The organism is Agromyces sp. P2_B3 (assembly GCF_056404815.1).
On record NZ_JBFUDH010000003.1, the window covers coordinates 369,618 to 388,560 of the forward strand.

Consider the following 18,943-nt stretch of genomic DNA (forward strand, 5'->3'; position numbering starts at 1 on the left):
TGGATCAGTGGGCCGGGTGCCGCGTGCGCGCCGCATCGGAGCCCGGGATGGCGTCGAGCAGCGCGCGGGTGTACGGGTCGCGAGGGGCGCGGAACACCGCGTCGATGCCGCCGCTCTCGACGACCCGGCCCTCGCGCATGACCACGACCTCGTGCGCGATGCGGCGCACCACGGCGAGGTCGTGCGAGATGAACAGGTAGCTCAACCCCAGTTCGCGTTGGATGTCGACGAGCAGCGTGAGGATCTGGTCCTGGATCGAGACGTCGAGCGCCGAGACGGGCTCGTCGAGCACGAGGAGTTCGGGCGAGATCGCGAGGGCGCGGGCGATGGCGACGCGCTGCCGCTGCCCGCCCGACAGCTCGGCCGGCTTGCGCCGCAGCACGCTGCTCGGCAGGGCGACGACATCGATGAGCTCGGCCACCCGGCGCGCCCGCGACGCGCGGCTGCCGAGCCCGAACGCCTCGAGCGGATCGGCGACGATCGCGCCGATCGTCAGCCTGGGGTTCAGCGAGGCGTACGGATTCTGGTGCACGAGCTGCGCGCGCCGGCGGAACTGCCGCAGCGCCCGGCCCGCCAGCCGCGTGAGGTCGTCGCCCGCGAACTCGATGCGTCCCGAGGTCGGGTCGGCCAGTCGCAGCACGAGCCGTGCGGTCGTCGACTTGCCCGACCCCGATTCGCCGACGACGGCCAGGGTGCGACCGCGCGGGATCGCGAAGCTCACCCCGTCGACCGCCCGGTGGGTACCGCCGCCGGCCGCGCGCGGGACGGGGAACTCCTTCACCAGGTCGATCGCCGCGAGGAGCACCTGCGGCTCGGGCGCCGTCGCGGCATCCGGTGCCGTCGCCCTCGACACGGAGCGCGGATCGTCGAGACTCGGCGCCGCCGCGATGAGCTGCTTCGTGTACGCATGCCGCGGGGCGCCGAGCACCTGGGCGGGGGTGCCGGTCTCGACCACCTCGCCCTGCGACATCACGACGATGCGGTCGGCTCGGTCGGCGGCCACCCCGAGGTCGTGCGTGATGAGCAGCACGCTCGTGCCGAGCTCGCGCTTGAGCACGTCGATGCGGTCGAGGATCTGGCGCTGCACGGTGACGTCGAGCGCGCTCGTGGGCTCGTCGGCGATGATCAGCGCGGGCCTGGCGATGATCGCGATCGCGATGAGCACCCGCTGGCGCATGCCGCCAGAGAGTTCGTGCGGGTACTGCTCGGCGTGCACCTCGGGGTCGGGCAGGCCCGCCTCCGCGAGCGCCTCGACCGCCCGGCTCCGGGCGGTGCGCCGGTCGGCGAGCCCGTGGATGCGCAGCACCTCGCCGACCTGGTCGCCGATGCGCTGCACCGGGTTGAGGCTGACCGTCGGGTCCTGCGGGACGAATCCGATCGCCCGGCCCCGGATGCCACGGAGCTCCGCCTCCCCCGCTTGTGCGAGGTCGCGGCCTCGGAACCGCACGGAGCCGCCCGCGATGGCCGCCGACGGCGGCAGGAGACGCAGGATCGCGTGCGCGGTGGTGGACTTGCCCGATCCGGACGCCCCCACGATCGCGACCGTCTCCCCCTGCCCGATCGTGAGGGACGCCTCACGCACGCCGTCGATGACCGCGCCGTTCACCCGGTAGGTCACGGCGAGGCGGTCGACGACGAGGAGGTCGGCCGGGTCGGCCGGCCGCGGCGCGTCGGCCGCGATGTCGGTGCGGGCGGTGGGCGGCACATCGGTTGCGAGGCTCATCGTGCTCGTCTCCGTTCGAGGTCGAGGGCGTGGGACAGCCGGTTCGCGGCCAGCACCGTGGCGGCGATGACGAGGCCCGGCATGGTGGTCAGCCACCACGCGTTGCGGAGGAAGTCGCGGCCTCCGGCGACGAGCGATCCCCACTCGGGCGTGGGCGGCTGGGCGCCGTAGCCGAGGAAGCTGAGCGCGGACACGGCGAGGATCGCCGTCGCGAACTCGAGCGTCGCGAGCACCAGCACCGGCCCGGCCGAGTTGGGCAGCACGTGCCGGAACAGCACCCGGCTCCACCGGTCGCCCGACGCGTGCGCGGCGTCGACGTACACCGAGGTGCGCACCCGCAGCACCTCGGATCGCATGATCCGGGAGACGGATGCCACGCTCGCGATGCCGACCGCGATCGCCACGTTCACCGTGCCGAAGCCCAGCGCGGTGATGATCGCGAGCGACAGCAGCAGCGAGGGGATCGCGAGCAGCACGTCGGCGAACCGCATGACGCCCGCGTCGACCCAGCGGCCGACGAACCCGGCGAGCAGGCCGAGCAGCGTGCCGAGGACGAGCCCGACCGTGACGGCGATGCCCGCGGCCTGGAGCGATAGGGCGGTGCCGTGCACGACGCGGGTGAACAGGTCGCGGCCGAGCTGGTCGGTGCCGAACCAGTGCGCGGCCGACGGCGGCTGCAGCCGATCGGCGGGCACGCCCGCGAGCGGATCGCCCGGGGCGAGCACCTGCGGGGCCACCGCTGCGAGCACGACGAGCGCGAGCCAGACAACGGCGACCAGGAGGGTCGGCCGCGCGACGAGCCGTCCGGCGACCCCGATCGTGCGGGACGCGGCATCCGTCGACCGCGAACGCACCGCGTCGCCGAACCTCGCCGACGCGGTGGCCGCGAAGAGGTCGTCGGACTGCTGGCGCTCCCCCGACGTGAGCGTGACCGTCTCGGTCATGACGTCTCCTCCATGGCGGCGGGCGTGAACGCGGGTCGCGGCGTGCGCGACCGGGAACGGCCGCCGGCCCCGAGGATGCGGGGGTCGAGGAGCGGGTACACGAGGTCGACCAGCAGGTTGGCGATGACGAACGCCGCCGCGGCGAACAGCACGATGCCCTGCACGACGGGCACGTCCTGCTGCTGCACGGCGCCCGAGGTGACCCGGCCGAGTCCCGGCCGGGAGAAGACCGTCTCGGTGACCACCGTTCCCGACAGCAGCTGGCCGACGATCAGCCCGGTGATCGTGAGGGCGGGCAGCGCGGCGTTCTTCAGCGCATGCCCGAGGTGCACGCGGGCACGGTCCGCCCCCTTCGCCCACGCGGTGTCGACGTACGGCTCGGACAGCGTCGTCGCGAGGCTCTTCGACAGCAGCTGGGCGATCATCGCCCCGGTCGGCAGCGCGAGCGCGATCGCCGGGAGCACGATCGACGCCGGTCCCCGATCGCCGACGGCCGGGAAGACCGGCAGGCTGAACGAGAACCATTGGATGAGCATCAGCCCGAACCAGAACGCCGGGATCGCGACGCCGAGCGGGGGCAGTCCGAGCAGCACGTTCGCGAGCCACCCGCGGCGGGTGTAGTTCGCGAGGATCGCGAGGCCGGCCCCGAACACGACAGCGAGCACGAGCGCCGCCGACGCGATCGCCGCCGTGGGCGGGATGGCCTCGCCGATGACCTCGGTGACGGGCCGGCCGCTCACGAGCGAGCGTCCGAGGTCGCCGTGCAGCGCGGCGGCGAGCTGGTCGAGGTACTGCACCAGGAGGGGCCGGTCGAGGCCGTACTGCGCGCGCAGCGCGTCGAGCTGCTCGGGACTGATGTCGTTCGCGTCGGCTCCGGCCAGCAACGACACCGGGTCGCCGGGCAGGGCGTAGAGCACGAGGAACGCCACGGTGTACGCGGCCCAGAGCACCCCCACCGCCTGCAGGAGCCGGATGCCGAGATACCTCACCATCGTCGAGGTCCCCCGTCGTGCACGCCCGTCGCCGTCTGCGCCCGCGACGCCGCCGTCGCCCGTTCGAGCTCGGGTGCGGGTTCGGTGATCTCGGTGGTCGACGTCACGGGGTTCTCCCTCTTCACGTGGTGGTTCGGTGCGGTCGGGACCACTGTTTCGCCGGCTCGGAGCGTGCCGCAAACGTCGTCACGCCGCGTGACGCAGCGTGAAGCGATGTGGCGATTGCGACGGCGGATGACGCGCCGAATCGGTCGCCGGAAGGCGCCGGATGAAGGGATGTTGCGATCGGCGGCGTCCTGTGACGAAGGCTGTTGCACGGCCGCCCGGCCCAGCCGAGAGTGGCCGCTATGACACGACGAACCACCATCGCCCTCGCCCTCGACGGCGCCGGCTGGCACCCGGCCGCGTGGCGCGACCCCTCGGCCCGGCCGGCCGAGCTGTTCAGCCCCGGCTACTGGATCGAGCTCGCACGCACGGCCGAACGCGCCGGCGTCGACTTCCTCACCATCGAGGACGCCCTCGGCGTGCAGTCCTCGTCGTTCTGGGGCGTCGACGACCGTGTCGACCAGGTGCGCGGCCGGCTCGATGCCCTGCTCATCGCCTCCCTCATCGCCCCGTCCACGAGCCGGATCGGTCTCGTGCCGACGGTGACCACGACCCATACCGAGCCGTTCCACGTCGCGACCGGCCTGCAGACGCTCGACTTCGCGAGCCGCGGCCGGGCCGGCTGGCGCGTGCAGGTGTCGGGCGCGGCGCACGAGGCCCGCCACTTCGGCCGGCGCGAGATCGCCCCGCTCGACTACGACGCCGTGCGCCGTGGCGACTCCGAGGTCGTGCGCGACCTCTTCGACGAGGCCCGCGACGTCGTCGAGGTGGTGCGCCGGCTCTGGGACAGCTGGGAGGACGACGCGATCATCCGGGATGCCGCCACGGCGCGCTTCGTCGACCGCGACAAGCTGCACTACGCCGACTTCCAGGGCGAGCGCTTCTCGGTGAAAGGCCCCTCGATCACCCCGCGCTCCCCGCAGGGCCAGCCCCTCGTCACCGCGCTCGCGCACCAGACGATCCCCTACGAGCTCGCCGCGACGAGCGCCGACGTCGTCTTCGTCACGCCGCACGACGACGTGCAGGCGGCCTCGATCCTCGCCGAGGTGCGCGACGCCGAGTCCCGCGTCGGCCGCGAGGGCCGACCGCTCTCGGTGCTCGCCGACGCCGTCGTGCTCCTCGAGGCGACCCCCGCGGGTGCCGCCGCCGCACTCGAACGGCTCGACGCCTGGCACGGCGCGCCCGCGACATCCGATGCCCTCATCTTCGCGGGCACGCCCGTAGCGCTGGTCGAGCAGATCGACGCGTGGACCGCGCTCGGCTACGACGGCGTGCGCGTGCGCCCCGCCCGCCTCACCCGCGACCTCGACCAGCTCGCCGAGTGGGTGCTCCCCGCCTTCGACCGAGCGGATGCCGCCGGCACGACCCTGCGCGAGCGCCTCGGCTTCGAGCGCCCCGCCAACCGCTACGCCGTGGAGGAGACCGCAGCATGAGCACGACACCCCGCCAGGTGCACCTGGCCGCCCATTTCCCCGGCGTCAACAACACCACCGTGTGGAGCGACCCGCTGCAGCGCAGCCAGATCGACTTCAGCGCCTTCGAGCACTTCGCCCGCACCGCCGAGCGCGGCCGGTTCGACTACCTCTTCCTCGCCGAGGGGCTGCGGCTGCGCGAGCACAAGGGGCTCATCCACGACCTGGATGTCGTCGGACGGCCGAACACCCTCGCGGTGCTCACGGCGCTCGCCGCCGTCACGCGGAACATCGGGCTCGTGGGCACGCTGAGCGCGACGTTCAACGAGCCCTACGAGCTCGCACGCCAGCTCGCGACGCTCGACCACCTGTCGAACGGACGCGCCGGCTGGAACGTCGTGACGAGCTCGGACGCGTTCCACGGCGCGAACTTCCGCCGCGGCGGCTTCCTCGACCACGCCGACCGCTACACCCGGGCATCCGAGTTCGTCGGCCTCGCGAAGGAGCTGTGGGACAGCTGGTCGCCGGGCGCGATCGTGGCCGACCGGGCGAGCGGACGGTTCCTCGCCGACGACGGGATCGAGCCGTTCGCGCACCGCGGTCCGCAGTTCGACGTGGCCGGCCGGTTCAACGTGCCGCGCAGCCCGCAGGGCTATCCGGTGATCGTGCAGGCGGGCGACTCGGCCGACGGCCGCGACTTCGCCGCCGAGCATGCCGAGGTCATCTTCTCGCGGCACAGCGTGTTCGAGGAGGCGCAGCAGTTCTACCGCGACGTGAAGGGCCGGCTCGCCGGCCGCGGCCGCACCGAGGACTCGCTGAAGATCCTACCGGCCGTCACCTTCGCGCTCGGCGACACCGAGGCCGAGGCGGCCGAGCGCGCCCGCGAGGACGCCCTCGCGCAGGTCGGCCCGAAGACCGCCATCACCGTGCTCGAGCAGGTCTGGGGCGTCGACCTCTCGGATCGCGACCCCGACGGCCCGCTGCCCGAGTTCGACCCCGATCCAGAGGCCTCGATCACCAAGGGCTGGGCGCCGCGCTACCCCAACGCCGTGCAGATCGCGCAGGGCTGGCGGGCGCGCTCGGAGGCGGAGGAGCTCAGCATCCGCGAGCTCGTCATCGCGGTCGCCGGGCGCCAGTCGTTCGTCGGCACGCCCGCCACCGTCGCCGCAGAGCTCGACCGCTACGTGCAGGAGCGGGCCACCGACGGGTTCGTCATCGTCGGAACCACGTCGCCGCACGGCCTCGACGAGTTCGTCGAGCGGGTCATCCCCGAGCTGCAGGACCGCGGCGTGTACCGCACCGAATACGAGGAGGGTGCCACCCTCCGCCGCACGCTCGGACTCACGGAGCCGACCGAGCTCGCCGAGGAGGTGCGTCGTGTCGGCTGAGACGACGGATGCCGCGGGCCGAGAGTCGCTCGCGAGGCGCGTGCCGCTCGCGGTGCTCGACCTCGTGCCCATCGCCGAGGGCTCGACCGCCGGCGAGGCGCTGCGCAACTCGATCGACCTCGCCCGGCGCACGGAGGCGTTCGGCTATGCGCGGTACTGGCTCGCCGAGCACCATCTGAACCCCGGCGTGGCCGGATCGGCCCCGCACACGCTGCTCGGCATCCTCGCTGGAGCCACCGAGCGCATCCGGGTCGGCACCGCCGCGACGATCCTCGGCAACTACGAGCCGCTGCAGGTGGCCGAGGCGCTCGGCACGGTCGCTGCGATCTGGCCGGACCGGGTGGACCTCGGGCTCGGGCGGTCGGGGTTCCCGCCGCCGGCGGCTGCCGGCGCCGCACCCGAAGCCGAGAAGGCGGCCCCTGTGGCATCCGACACCGTGGAGAACCGGGTCGTCGACGGCCTCGTCGTGCCGCCGGCGCGCCCCTTCGCCTTCGATCGGGCGCGCTTCGCGCTGCAGGGCCGCCTGCTCGGTCGCGAGCCCGGCGACGCCGCCCGTTTCGCCGACACCGTCGACGACCTGCTCGCGTTCTTCGGCGGCGGCTACGTGGGCGACGGCATCCCCGTGACCGTGCAGCCCGCCGAGGGCAGTGGCGTGCAGGTGTGGATCCACGGCTCGACGGCGGGCGAGAGCGCCCGCATCGCCGGTCGCCTGGGCCTGCCGTACGGCGCCAACTACCACGTCGCCCCGAGCGGCGTCATCGAGTCGCTCGCCGAGTACCGCGCGCACTTCCAGCCGTCCGCCGAGCTCGAGCGGCCGCACACGATCGTGTCGGTCGACGTGGTCGTCGCTGAGACGGATGCCGCGGCACGGCGCTTGGCCGCCGGCTACGCCGAGTGGGTGCTCTCCATCCGCGAGGGGCAGGGCGCCGTGCCGTACCCGAGCCCCGACCACGCCCTGCCCGACGCCGAGCTCGGAGCCATCGAGCTCGCCGCCGTGCAGGACCGGCTCGACACCCGCTTCGTCGGCTCCCCAGAGACCGTCGTCGGCCTGCTCGAGACGCTGCAGCGCGTCACGGGCGCCGACGAGCTGCTCGTCACGACCATCACCCACGACCACGAGGCCCGCGTCGCGTCGTACCGGCTACTGGCCGAGGCGTGGTCGCGGGCGGATGCCGGTGGCGCCGGCGGTGGAGCGGGCGAACCCGACGCGGATACGGACGCGGACGCCGGCATCGCCCACACCGACGCCGACACGGACGCCGACTCGATCCTCGCGAGCGCATGACGGGGGGCGCCGCCGCGCACGGCATCCGCGTGGGCGCGGCGCCCACCCGGCCGAGCTCGCTGTTCCTCGACGCCGCGGCGGCCGAGGCGGAGCGGCGTGCGGCCGCCGCCCCACCGATCACGTCCCCGCATGCGGGAGCCCCCGAGCACGTGCGAGCGGCGATCGGCGCGGCGGTCGACCGATCGGCGCCCGCGCTCGGCGACCTCGCCGCGCGCATCTTCGAGCTCGCCGAGCCCGGGTTCGCCGAGACGGCCAGCGTGGCGGCGATCCGGGACCTGCTGGCGCGCGAGGGTCTCGACGCCGAGGTCGGCGTGCACGGCCTGCCCACGGCGTTCCTCGCCGAGGTCCCGGGCGCGAGCGACGGTCCCACCGTCGCGCTCCTGGCCGAGTACGACGCGCTCCCGGGCCTCGGGCACGCCTGCGGCCACCACCTCATCGCCGCGGCATCCGTCGGCGCGTTCCTCGCCCTCGCGGAGGCCCGACGCGCGCTGCCGCCCGGCACGCTGCCCGGGAGGATCCTGCTCATGGGCACGCCCGCCGAGGAGGGCGGCAACGGCAAGGAGCTGCTCGCCAGGGCCGGCGCGTTCGACGGCGTCGACGCGGCCGTGATGGCGCATCCGTTCGGCGCCGACGTCGCCGATCCGCCGTTCATCGGCCGCCGCATCGTGCGGATCGTCTACCACGGGGTCGCCGCGCACGCGTCGGCCGCGCCCTGGCAGGGCCGGAACGCGCTCGACGCGGCCGCGCTGCACTACCAGGCGATCGGGTTCCTGCGGCAACACCTCGCACCGGGCGATCGCATCCACGGCGTGTTCGTCGACGGCGGCGAGCGCCCCAACGTCGTGCCCGAGCGCGCGGAGCTCGAGTACTACGTGCGATCGCACGCCGCGGACACGCTCCGCGAGCTGTCGGCTCGGGTGGACGACGTCGCGCACGGCATCGCCCTGGCCACGGGCACGGGCGTCGAGGTGACCTGGGATCCGCAGCCGTTCAGCCTGCCGATCCGGCACAACGCCCCGCTGGGCGACCGCTGGGCGCTGGCGCAGGCCGAACGAGGGCGCATCGTGCGGCGAGCGGCCGACGCACCCTCCCACCAGTCGGCGTCGACCGACTTCGGCAACGTCAGCGTCCGGGTGCCCGGCATCCACCCCGTGATCCGGGTCGCACCGCCCGACGTCAGCCTGCATACGCGGGAGTTCGCCGCGTACGCGGGCGCGCCAGAGGCGATCACGGCGGTGACGGATGCCGCGTACGGCCTCGCGACAACGCTTGCCGACGTCCTCGTCGACGACGGGCTGCTGGCCGCCGTGCACGCCGACTTCGCGGCGCAGGGCGGCGTGCTCGACGTCGAGGGCTACTTCGACTGACTCGGCCGCGCCGACTCACCGGGTCCGCCGCGGGCGCGACGCACCATGCGGATCTCGCGGACGCCGTCGTCGACCTGCGCCACGCCGTCGGGGACGAACCCGTGCTTCCGGTAGAACGCCTGCGCCCGCGGGTTCGGGTCGGCGACCCAGAGCGCGGCGGACTCGCGCGGGTCGATCACCGCGTCGAGCAGGCCCGAGCCGGCGCCCGATCCGTGCTCTGCTGCGATGACGTAGAGCACGTACAGATGCATGGTCCAGCCCGCCTCGGGCGGATCCGGCGGGCCGGCGAGCGCGACCCCGATCAGCTCGCCGTCGCGTTCGGCCACGGCGGCGCGACTCGCGCGGTAGCGCTCATCGGTCAGCGCGGCGATCCAGAACCGCTCCCGGAACGCGATCAGACCGGGGTCGTCGAGCACCTCGTCGCGCATGAGCCCGCGATACGTCTCCTGCCACGACTGAACGAGCACGCGCGCCATCCCGGCGGCGTCGTCGACGCGGGCCGCACGCACCGTCAACGGGGAGTCCATGGCCAGACCCTACCGACTCCGGCGCTCGACGGGACGCCTCGCGGCATCCGTCAGCTCGCGGCGATGAGCGCCTGCGGCGCGGCCTGCTTCATGCGCGTCTGCAGCCAGTGGAGCTGCACGTCCACCTCCTGCCGGCAGGTGTTCACGACCCCGAGCAGCTGTTCGTCGCGCAGGGCCTCCGCGGCCTGCTTCACCATCATCCAGGTGACCTCGGCGAGACTCGCGAGCAGGTAGAGGTCCTGCAGGTCGCGCAGCAGGCCGAGCGGTCCGGTGCGCGTCGTCGGGAGGCCGTCGGCGTGCAGCCGTTCGGGCTCGTCGTCGCTCGGCACCTCGCCATACCGCTCGACGATCGGCGCGAGCTGCTCCCGGTGCCCGTCGCACTGCTCGGCGAGGGCGAGGCACAGGACGTGCACGTCGGGTTCGTCCCCGTGCCCCTCGGCGACCTGCCGGAACGACTGGGCCAGGGTGCGCTCCGATTCCGTGAGCAGCGACAGGTACACGGGAAGCTTCATCGCACGCCCTTCGCTCGCGTCACCCGCACGGCGGCGGTCTTGAACACCGGCTGCTTCGACACGGGGTCCCACTCGGTGATCGTGAGCTCGTTGGCGGCGGTCGGATGCCGCTCCTCGGCGCCCTCTGGCGCGTCCCAGTAGCCGTAGTGGAACGGCGCGAACACCGTGCCGGGCCGGATGCCGGTCACCCGGAGCGGTGCCACGATGCGACCCCGACGCGAGCGCACCTCGACGACATCGCCGTCGGCGAACCCGTGCTCCGCGGCATCCGGAGCGGCCATCTCGACCCAGACGTCGGGTGCGGCCGCCTGGAGCTCGGGCGTGCGGCCCGTCTTCGTGCGGGTGTGGAAGTGGTAGACCGAGCGGCCGGTCGTGAATCGGAACGGGTACTCGCCGTCGGGCGGCTCATGGGGTCCCGTGTAGGCCGCCGACTTCAGGAACGCGCGGCCGTCGGGTCGCATGGCCGAGTACGCCTGCGGGTCGACCTCCGCGCCCGTGGCCAGGTCGTGCCCGTAGTTCTCGCAGTACTCGGGATGCGTCGGGAACTCGGCATCGGCGTAGAGCCGATCGGTGCTCGTCGCCTGCCCCTCGGCGCGCGGCCAGCGGATGCCGCTCTCGCGGCGCAGGTCGTCGTACGAGATACCCGTGTAGTCGCAGGGCCGCCCGCGCGAGCACTCCTGCCAGGCGCGGTACGCCTCCTCGGGCGCGGACCAGTCGAGCAACGGCTGCCCGTCGTTGCGCCGGAAGTCCATGCGGCGCGAGTAGTCGAGGAAGATGTCGAGGTCGGAGCGCGCCTCCCCCGGTGGGTCGACGGCCTGCTCCGAGAGGTGCACGGTGCGCTCCGCGTTCGTGAAGGTGCCCGTCTTCTCGCCCCACCCGGCCGCGGGCAGCACGACGTCGGCGAGCGCGGCGGTCTCGGTGAGGTAGAGGTCCTGCACGACGACGAAGGTCTCCGGCTTCGTGAGGATCTCGCGGATGCGCGCGAGCTGCGGCAGCGACACCGCCGGGTTCGTCGCCGAGATCCAGAGGAACCGGATCGAGCCCTGCTCGACGTAGCGGAACAGCTGCATGGCGTGCGTCGGCGGCGCCCAGTGCGGGATGACGCGCGGATCGACGCCCCAGAGCTTCGCCAGCTGCGCGACGTGGTCGGGATTGTGCCAGTTGCGGAAGCCCGGCAGGTCGCCGTCGGCGCCGCACTCGCGGTTGTTCTGCGCGGTCGGCTGCCCGTTCATCTGCAGCACCCCGGCGCCCGGCCGGCCGAGCATGCCGCGCAGCAGGTGCAGGTTGTTCACCTGGCACGACGACGCGGTCGCCTGGGCCGACTGGTAGAAGCCCTGCAGCACCGTGGAGAGCACGCGCTCGGACGTGCCGAAGATGCGCGCGGCCGCGCGGATGTCGGATGCCCCGACGCCGCACGTTTCGGCGGCGCGCTCGGGCGTCCACTCCCTGACGTGCTTCGCCAGGTCGCTGAACCCCACCGTGTGCTCGGCGACGTAGTCGTCGTCGGTCCACCCGTTGACGAGGATCTCGCGCACGAGCGCGTGCATCAGGGCGAGGTTCGTGCCGGGGTTCACGGCGAGGTGCACCGTCGCGCGCGTGGCGACCGGCGTCTCACGGGGGTCGACCACCACGAGCTTCGGCGGCTCGGGGCCGTCGAGGCGGTCGAGCACCCGCGACCACAGCACCGTCTGCGTTGCCGCCATGTTGTGTCCGTAGAGGAACAGCGCGTCGCACTCGTCGATGTCCTCGTAGCATCCCGGCTGGCCGTCGGCGCCGAACGACTCCTTCAGCGATGACGCGGCGGTCGCCGTGCACAGCCTCGTGTTGCCGTCCATGTGCGGTGTGCCGATGCCGGCCTTGCCGATGATGCCCAGTGCGTAGTACTCCTCGAGGAAGAGCTGCCCGCTCGTGTAGAAGCCGTGGCTCAGCGGGCCGACCTCATCGAGGAGGGCGCGGCTGCGCTCCACGACGAGGCTCATCGCCTCGTCCCAGCTCGCCGGCACGAGCTCGCCGTCGCGGCGCACCAAGGGTGTGGTGAGCCGGTCCCGCGCCTCCAGCCCCTGCCAGCTGGCGTAGAGGCCCTTCGGGCCGAGCCGGCCGTGGTTGACGTGGTCGTCGGCCCGCCCCCGGATGCCGACCATGCGGCCGTCCTTCACCGCGATGTCGCAGCCGCAGCCGTTGCTGCAGAGCACGCAGGCCGAGTGCACCCAACGGTCGATGTCACCCTCGGCGACGCCCTCGGCGAGCACCTGGTCGACGCGTTCGGGCCACCGCGCTCCGCGCTCGAAGGGCGTTCTCGAACCCCAGACGTCGTCGATGCGATCCGGGCGACCGGATGCCGCGACGACCGTACCTTCTTCGGTCACGCGATGACTCTCCGCGCGGCCGCGGTGACCGACAAGCCCCTTGACGGGCGCCCCCGGCGGTGGATGGACGCGGCCGCCGGGCACCGCGCCCGGACACGACGGATGCCGCGCAGCACCCGGCCACGCGGCATCCGTCGATGAATCGCCCCGTCGGCGCCTACTCGGACTTCGGCAGGCCGGGCGGGTTGATCTCGGACTCGTCGACCGCCTCGCTCGTGAGCGCCCACCGGTCGAGCACCTCCTGGTAGGTGCCGTCGTCGATGATCGACTGCAGCACGAGCTGCACCGGCTCGATGAGGCCATTGCCCTTCGCCGTGCCCGCGGCGATCGGCGCCGTCTCGGGCCAGCCGCCGTTCAGCGTGCCGACGAGCTTCGTCTCACCGGTGGTCGCGGCGCGGTAGGCGGCGGTCGCGTTCGGGCCGAAGGTGGCGTCGACGCGGCCCGACGAGAGCGCGAGGTCGGATGCCGCCTGGTCGTCGTAGTACACGAGCTCGGCGGGCTGCTCCCCTTCACCCTCGAGCTCCTCGTTCCACGCGAGCAGGATCTTCTCCTGGTTCGTGCCCGAGCCGACGACGATCTTCAGGCCCGAGATGTCCTCGGCGCTCGCGATCGAGTCGATGTCGCTGTCGGCCTGCACGTAGAAGCCCAGCAGGTCCTGGCGGTAGCTCGCGAAGTCGTAGAGCTCCTTGCGCTCCTCGGTCACCGTCACGTTCGAGGCGATGAGGTCGTACTTGCCCGACTGGATGCCGAGCGGCCAGTCGGCCCAGTTCACGGCCACCGGGTTGTACTCGAGGCCGAGGCCGTCGGCGATCAGCGAGCCGAAGTCCGCCTCGGTGCCGATGACGGTGGCGTCGTCGTCGGACGCGAGCACGCCAAGCGGCGCCGCGAACGGCGAGACCGCCACGGTGAGCTTGCCGGCCTCGATCGGCGTGAACCCGCTCGCCTCGAGGGCGTCGACGGCGGCCTGCACCGGCTCGATGGTCGGGCGGTCTTCGGCGTTCTGCGACGTGAGGTCGAACTGCGCCGCCTCCTGCACCTGCTCCTCGGTGCTGCCGGATGCCGCGGTCTCGGCCGCGGCGGAGTTGCCGGCGCTGACCGCCCAGACGATGCCGCCGCCGATGAGCGCGACGACCGCGACACCCGCGACGATCACTCCCACCTGCTTCTTGTTGATTGCCATGAGTGGACTCTCCTAGTGTTGTTCCGTCCGATAGCCGGGTCGGTGTCTCGGATTCGCCCGGTGCGGCAGTGCAATGCCGCACCGGGTTCTTCTCGCGGGGCTCCGGTCAGAGCACCTTCGCGAGGAAGTCGCGGGTGCGGCGCTGCCGCGGGTTGCGCAGCACCTGCCCCGGGGTTCCCTGTTCGACGATCTCGCCGTGGTCGAGGAAGACGATGCGGTCGGCCACCTCGCGCGCGAAGCCGATCTCGTGCGTGACGATCACGAGCGTGGTGCCGTCGCGGGCGAGTCCCCGGATGACGTCGAGCACCTCGCCGACGAGCTCGGGGTCGAGGGCCGAGGTCGGCTCGTCGAAGAGCAGCACCTTCGGCGAGAGCGCGAGCGCCCGGGCGATGGCCACGCGCTGCTGCTGGCCGCCCGAGAGCTGCCGCGGGTAGTGGTCGGCCTTGTCGGCGAGACCCACCCTGGCGAGGAGCGCCTCGGCGAGCGCCCGCGCGTCGGCCTTCGAGAGCCGCTTGTGGGCGAGCGGCGCCTCGACGATGTTCTCGATCGCCGTGAGGTGCGGGAACAGGTTGAAGTTCTGGAAGACGAGCCCGACCTGCGTGCGCCGGCGGAGGATCTCTGCCTCGCGCAGCTCGTGCAGGGTGTCGCCCTTGCGCTCGTATCCGATGTACTGCCCGTCGACCGTGATGGAGCCGCGGTCGACCGTCTCCAGGTGGTTGATCGTGCGCAGCAGGGTCGACTTGCCCGATCCCGACGGCCCGATGAGGGCGACGACCTGTCCGGGTTCGATCGTGAGCGAGACGTCGCGCAGCACGAGGTTGGTGCCGTACGACTTCGACACGTCGGCGATCTCCACCCGCCCGACCGTGGCGGCCTTGCGAGTCGGCACGAAGTGCTCGTCGAACGACGGCGTGAGGGTCGTGGCGGCGGCCGTCGTCGTGGTCGTACTGGTCATGCGGCACCTCCGGTGCGGGTCGTGGCGAGGGCGGGGTCGGCGGATGCCGCAGGGTCGGCGGATGCCGCAGGGTCGGCGTCGGCGGGTGCCGGCGGGGTTCCCGCCGTCGGGGCGTCGCCGAGCCGCTGCCACTGCGTGCGCGTCCAGGCCTTCGCACGTTGCACGGGCGTCGGCGGCAGCTCGCGCACGGCGCCGCGGGCGAACCGCCGCTCCACGTAGTACTGCGCGATGGACAGGATGGTGGTGATGAGCGCGTACCAGACCACCGCGACGAGCAGCAGCGGGATGACCCGCTGGTTGCGGTTGTAGATGACCTGCACCGTGTAGAACAGCTCGGGCAGCGCCACGATGAAGACGACCGACGTGCCCTTCACGAGCCCGATGATCTCGTTGAACGCGTTCGGGACGATGGCGCGCGCGGCCTGCGGCAGCGTGATGCGGAAGAACCGGATGCGGCGGGGCAGGCCGAGCGCGCCGGCCGCCTCGAGCTGCCCCTGGTCGACCGAGAGGATGCCCGCCCGGATGATCTCGGCCGAGTACGCCGCCTGGTGCAGCGAGAGGCCGATCGTCGCGGCGGCGAACGCGCTGATCAGCGTGGTCGTGGGGAACTCGACGAGCCAGAAGTCGGTCGTGAACGGGGTGCCGAGCCCGAGCGTCGGATAGAGGTAGCCGAGGTTGTACCAGACGAGGATCTGCACGACGAGCGGCACCGACCGGAAGAACCAGATGTACCACCAGGCCGCGCCGTTGAGCAGCGGCGACTTCGACAGGCGGAACACGGCGAGCACCGCGCCGAGCACGAAGCCGATGACGCCCGACACCGCGGTGAGGGCGAGGGTCAGCCAGAGGCCGTTGATCACCGAAGGGGCGAAGAAGTACTCGGCGAACACGTCCCACTGCCACTGCGGGTTGGAGGCGAGCGACCACAGGAACTGGAGGATGACGAACGCGACGACGGCCGAGAGCGCCCAGCGTCCCCAGTGTTTCACGGGCACGACGCGGAGGCCCGCGACAATGCGACCGCCCGACGTGTCGACGGGCGTGGCGACGGCGGCGCCTGCCGCCGGCGCGTCCGCTGCGGCGGCGACCGGAGCAGGCCCGGCCGTGCCGGATGACGGCGCCGGCGCGGCATCCGTGGCGGCTGCGGCATCCGGACCCGTGGTCTCGGAGCGGCGGGCGAGGATGCGACTCATGCGCGGGCTCCTTCGGTGACGAGCGACTTGTCGAACGCGTGGATGCCGATCTGCTCGGCGGGCAGGGCCGGGTCGAACCTGGGCGTGTAGCCGCTCGCCAGGTAGAGCGCCACCGCCTCGGGCTGCCGGGGACCGGTCGTGAGGGTCACGGCGGTATATCCGCGGTGCCTCGCGGCGGCCTCGAGCTCGGCGACGACCCGCCGGCCGAGGCCGCGGCCGCGGTGGTCGGGGTGCGTCCAGACCCGCTTGAGCTCGGCGGTCCGGTCGTCGTAGCGCCTGAACGCGCCGCCTGCGACGGGCTCGCCATCCTCGAGGATGACGAGGAATGCGCCGTACGGCGGCGCGAAGTCCGACGCCGGGTAGCGGTTCAGCTCGGCGCTGGCACGCTCGCCGAAGAACTCGCCGTAGCGGCCGTCGTACTCCCGCTCGAGGTCGGCGAGCAGGGGCTTCGCCAACGCGTCGTCCGCGCTCACGTACCGCACGCTCAACTGGGTGGTCATCGCTCGCTCCGTCCTCTTCGGTTCGATCCGGCCGCCGTGACGGGGCCGGTATCTCGAAGCTAGGGAGCGCCGCAGACCCGGGCAACGCGGTGTTTCACAGGGCGACCGAAAGCGTCACCCCGCGTCATCACCAGGTCGAGATCGCCGCGATTCCGGGCTTCGGCGGCCGCAACATGACGAATTCCGTCGGCGGCATGTGTCGAACTCCTACGCGCGACGGCTCGACGTCGCGTCGACGTCGGCCGCGACGACTCAGACGAGGTCGCGGGCGTAGCAGTGCGAGAAGCTGATCGCGTCGTAGGGCGGGTAGACCGGGATGGGGCGGTAGCCGAGCCACTCGTAGAGGCGCACGGCCTCCGGTTGGCGGTGGCCAGTCTGCAGGATGAGCCGGGTGCCGCCCTGCTCGACGACGAGGCGCTCGATCTCGGTGATCAGCGCTCGCGAGACGCCCCGCCCGCGGAACTCGGGCAGGGTCACCACGCGCTTCAGCTCCCACTCGTCGCCCAGTCGCCGGAGCGCCGCGTGCCCCGCCGGCACACCGTCGACCGTCGCGATGAGCGTGGCGACGATGTCGTCGGGATCGATGGCCAGCGCGCTCGAGATGGCGGCGAGCGCGTCGGGATCGAATTCGGCGACATCCCCGGCGTAGCGCGGGCCGATCTCGTCGTCCATGGCGGCACGAAGGGCGACGGCCCGCGGATCGTGCCAGTCGACGCGCTCGAGCTCGACGGCATCGATGCGGGAAGCAGCGAGGGGACGGCGGTCGGTCATGCGTGCTCCAGGTCAGGTGGTGGCGAAGCGGCCGAGGCGGAAGACGCCGGGCGCCGGGCGCCCGTCGGCGAGGTCGGCGAGGATGCGGCCGACCGCGGGCGTGAACTTGAACCCGTGCCCCGAGAAGCCCGCGCCGACGCTGATCGGACCCGACGCGTCGAGCACGAAGGTCGAGTCGGGCGTCGTCGTGTACGTGCAGCTGATCGGCGTCGCGGCCGCGGCGTCGACGCCGGGCAGCCACTCACCGGCGTAGCGGCGAAGGGTAGCCAGCTGCACGGGCTCCGCCTCGTAGTCGCGCAGGTCGGGGTCGACGATGGGACCGACGCCGTGCCACCCCGCCTTCACGCCCTCGCCGGGCGTGAGCATGCCGTAGGTGCCCGAGTACCACCAGTCGTCGCCCGGGCCGGGGTGGTGGTTGAACCCGGGCCACGTGATCGTGTCGTCGCGCACGGCGAAGTGCGCCGGCTGCTCCTGGGTGACGACGAGACGCGGCAGGTCGACCCGGCCGCTGAGCAGCTTCGAGGTCCAGCCGCCGACGGCCACCACTGCGCGGCGGGCCGTGATCGTTCCGCGATCGGTCTCGACCTGCACCCGGTCGTCGTCGAGCACCCGGATGCCGCGGGCGGGCGTCTCGTGGCGCACGTCGGCGCCGCGCGAGGCCGCAGCCGCCTGCAACGCCCGTACCGCGACATCCGCGTCGAGGCGCCCCGCCGTCGGCAGGTGCAGCGCCGTCGTCGTGAAGCGGATGCCGCCCCAGCGGCGCTGCGCCTCATCGGGCGGGAGGAGTTCGTTGGGGATGCCGACCGCAGTGAGCGCAGCGCGCACCTCGTCGTGGCCGGGGTTGTGGCCATGGTCGACGAGGCCGACCTGATCGAGGACCGGCGTGCCCGTCTCGGCCTCGAGCTCGCGCCACGCCAGCTGCGACTCGAGGAGCATGCCGACGTGGGTGGGCTCGGCGTAGGCGAGGTTGAAGTTGCGCGAGGCGCCGTGCGACGCCCCGTGCCGGTGGCCGGGGGCGAAGCGCTCGAGCAGGGTGACCTGCCGGCCGCGGCGCGCGAGGTTCCACGCCGCCGACGAGCCCATCGCTCCCCCGCCGATGACGACGACGTCGGTGTCGAGTGCGGTCACGAGGCGATGCCGAGCTCGTCGTCGTGACTCGGGGCGTCGGCCGCGGCATCCACGTCGATCGTGAACGCGAGCAGCCGGAACCGGCGGCCGCCGTCGACGATCTCGCGCTCGCGGTCGTGCAGCCGGGTGAAGCCGAGCTTCGCGTAGAGTGCGTGCGCGCCGACCATCTGCGGGCCGCTGTTCATGACCACGCGGTCGAGTCGGCGCTGCCTGGCCAACTCGATCACGTGCCGGGTGAGCCGCGCCCCCACGCCCCGTCCGCGCGCTGACGGGTCGACGGCGAGGAGCCGGAAGTCGAGCTCGCCCGGTCGCGCGAGCGGCGAGATCGTGCGGCCGGGCCGGGGCGTGGCCACCGCGCCGAGCAGCGCGCCCGACGCGGCATCCGCGGCGACCCACACCTCGTGCTCGGCGGCGCGCTCGGCGACGGCGAGGATGGAGGCGCGGTACTCGGCCGAGATGTCGTACTCGAACTCGTACGCTCGCAGTGACAGGGCGGCGACCTCGTCGTACTCGTCGGGCCGCACGAGGCGCACGACGAGCCCGTCAGTCGGGTCGGATGCCGCACCGCGCGGCTGCTGGCTCTCGCTCATCGATC

At 72.9% G+C, this 18,943-nt stretch carries 16 protein-coding genes and 1 pseudogene; 4 read left to right on the top strand and 13 right to left on the bottom strand.

Annotation, left to right across the window (positions count from 1 at the left end; all coding sequences use genetic code 11):
• Positions 1-4: 4 nt before the first annotated feature.
• Genes AC1DZA_RS07350 through AC1DZA_RS07360 form a run of 3 tightly spaced genes read right to left on the bottom strand, consistent with a single transcriptional unit; the run spans position 5 to position 3,659 of the window.
• Positions 5-1,723 (bottom strand): dipeptide ABC transporter ATP-binding protein, encoded by a 1,719-nt coding sequence (locus tag AC1DZA_RS07350; RefSeq protein WP_476772232.1) that lies wholly within the window; start codon positions 1,721-1,723, stop codon positions 5-7.
• Positions 1,720-2,667, bottom strand: a complete 948-nt coding sequence (locus AC1DZA_RS07355) for an ABC transporter permease (protein WP_476772233.1) — start codon at positions 2,665-2,667, stop codon at positions 1,720-1,722. Before AC1DZA_RS07355 ends, AC1DZA_RS07350 begins: the two co-directional genes overlap by 4 nt.
• Positions 2,664-3,659, bottom strand: coding sequence for an ABC transporter permease (locus tag AC1DZA_RS07360; RefSeq protein WP_476772234.1), 996 nt, complete (start codon positions 3,657-3,659; stop codon positions 2,664-2,666). Before AC1DZA_RS07360 ends, AC1DZA_RS07355 begins: the two co-directional genes overlap by 4 nt.
• A 347-nt stretch (positions 3,660-4,006) precedes the next feature.
• On the opposite strand from AC1DZA_RS07360, the gene AC1DZA_RS07365 reads away from it, so the two are divergent.
• From AC1DZA_RS07365 to AC1DZA_RS07380, 4 genes and pseudogenes are all read left to right on the top strand, one after another.
• On the top strand, positions 4,007-5,197 hold the full coding sequence (locus AC1DZA_RS07365) for an LLM class flavin-dependent oxidoreductase (protein ID WP_476772235.1): 1,191 nt from the start codon (positions 4,007-4,009) through the stop codon (positions 5,195-5,197).
• Positions 5,194-6,447 (top strand): annotated as a pseudogene (locus AC1DZA_RS07370) (NtaA/DmoA family FMN-dependent monooxygenase); the annotation flags it as partial. The gene AC1DZA_RS07365 and the pseudogene AC1DZA_RS07370, both read left to right, overlap by 4 nt.
• A 106-nt stretch (positions 6,448-6,553) precedes the next feature.
• Positions 6,554-7,849, top strand: a complete 1,296-nt coding sequence (locus tag AC1DZA_RS07375) for an LLM class flavin-dependent oxidoreductase (protein WP_476772236.1) — start codon at positions 6,554-6,556, stop codon at positions 7,847-7,849.
• On the top strand, positions 7,846-9,216 hold the full coding sequence (locus tag AC1DZA_RS07380) for a M20 family metallopeptidase (RefSeq protein ID WP_476772237.1): 1,371 nt from the start codon (positions 7,846-7,848) through the stop codon (positions 9,214-9,216). Before AC1DZA_RS07375 ends, AC1DZA_RS07380 begins: the two co-directional genes overlap by 4 nt.
• Here AC1DZA_RS07380 and AC1DZA_RS07385 read toward each other — a convergent pair.
• The 10 genes from AC1DZA_RS07385 to AC1DZA_RS07430 all read right to left on the bottom strand — a co-directional run bounded on the left by AC1DZA_RS07385 (position 9,204) and on the right by AC1DZA_RS07430 (position 18,938).
• Positions 9,204-9,743 carry an N-acetyltransferase family protein gene (locus AC1DZA_RS07385; RefSeq protein WP_476772238.1) on the bottom strand — a complete coding sequence of 180 codons (540 nt, stop codon included), beginning with the start codon at positions 9,741-9,743 and terminating at the stop codon, positions 9,204-9,206. The genes AC1DZA_RS07380 and AC1DZA_RS07385 overlap by 13 nt on opposite strands.
• A gap of 50 nt (positions 9,744-9,793) precedes the next feature.
• A complete protein-coding gene (locus tag AC1DZA_RS07390; RefSeq protein WP_476772239.1) occupies positions 9,794-10,255 on the bottom strand; it encodes a hypothetical protein in 462 nt (153 codons plus the stop codon).
• The gene (locus tag AC1DZA_RS07395) at positions 10,252-12,621 is read right to left on the bottom strand and encodes a molybdopterin oxidoreductase family protein (protein WP_476772240.1); all 2,370 of its coding nucleotides are present in this window, start codon (positions 12,619-12,621) and stop codon (positions 10,252-10,254) included. The genes AC1DZA_RS07390 and AC1DZA_RS07395 overlap by 4 nt, the downstream gene beginning before the upstream one ends.
• A gap of 157 nt (positions 12,622-12,778) precedes the next feature.
• Entirely contained in the window at positions 12,779-13,801 is a 1,023-nt protein-coding gene (locus AC1DZA_RS07400; protein WP_476772241.1) for an ABC transporter substrate-binding protein, read from the bottom strand.
• A gap of 106 nt (positions 13,802-13,907) precedes the next feature.
• Positions 13,908-14,756 (bottom strand): amino acid ABC transporter ATP-binding protein, encoded by an 849-nt coding sequence (locus tag AC1DZA_RS07405; RefSeq protein WP_476772242.1) that lies wholly within the window; start codon positions 14,754-14,756, stop codon positions 13,908-13,910.
• The gene (locus AC1DZA_RS07410; RefSeq protein WP_476772243.1) at positions 14,753-15,949 is read right to left on the bottom strand and encodes an amino acid ABC transporter permease; all 1,197 of its coding nucleotides are present in this window, start codon (positions 15,947-15,949) and stop codon (positions 14,753-14,755) included. The genes AC1DZA_RS07405 and AC1DZA_RS07410 overlap by 4 nt, the downstream gene beginning before the upstream one ends.
• The gene (locus AC1DZA_RS07415) at positions 15,946-16,524 is read right to left on the bottom strand and encodes a GNAT family N-acetyltransferase (protein WP_476772354.1); all 579 of its coding nucleotides are present in this window, start codon (positions 16,522-16,524) and stop codon (positions 15,946-15,948) included. The genes AC1DZA_RS07410 and AC1DZA_RS07415 overlap by 4 nt, the downstream gene beginning before the upstream one ends.
• A gap of 177 nt (positions 16,525-16,701) precedes the next feature.
• Positions 16,702-17,220, bottom strand: coding sequence for a GNAT family N-acetyltransferase (locus AC1DZA_RS07420; RefSeq protein ID WP_476772244.1), 519 nt, complete (start codon positions 17,218-17,220; stop codon positions 16,702-16,704).
• 12 nt (positions 17,221-17,232) lie between these two features.
• A complete protein-coding gene (locus AC1DZA_RS07425) occupies positions 17,233-18,348 on the bottom strand; it encodes an FAD-dependent oxidoreductase (RefSeq protein ID WP_476772245.1) in 1,116 nt (371 codons plus the stop codon).
• Positions 18,345-18,938, bottom strand: a complete 594-nt coding sequence (locus AC1DZA_RS07430; protein WP_476772246.1) for a GNAT family N-acetyltransferase — start codon at positions 18,936-18,938, stop codon at positions 18,345-18,347. The genes AC1DZA_RS07425 and AC1DZA_RS07430 overlap by 4 nt, the downstream gene beginning before the upstream one ends.
• Between the last annotated feature and the right edge of the window lie 5 nt (positions 18,939-18,943).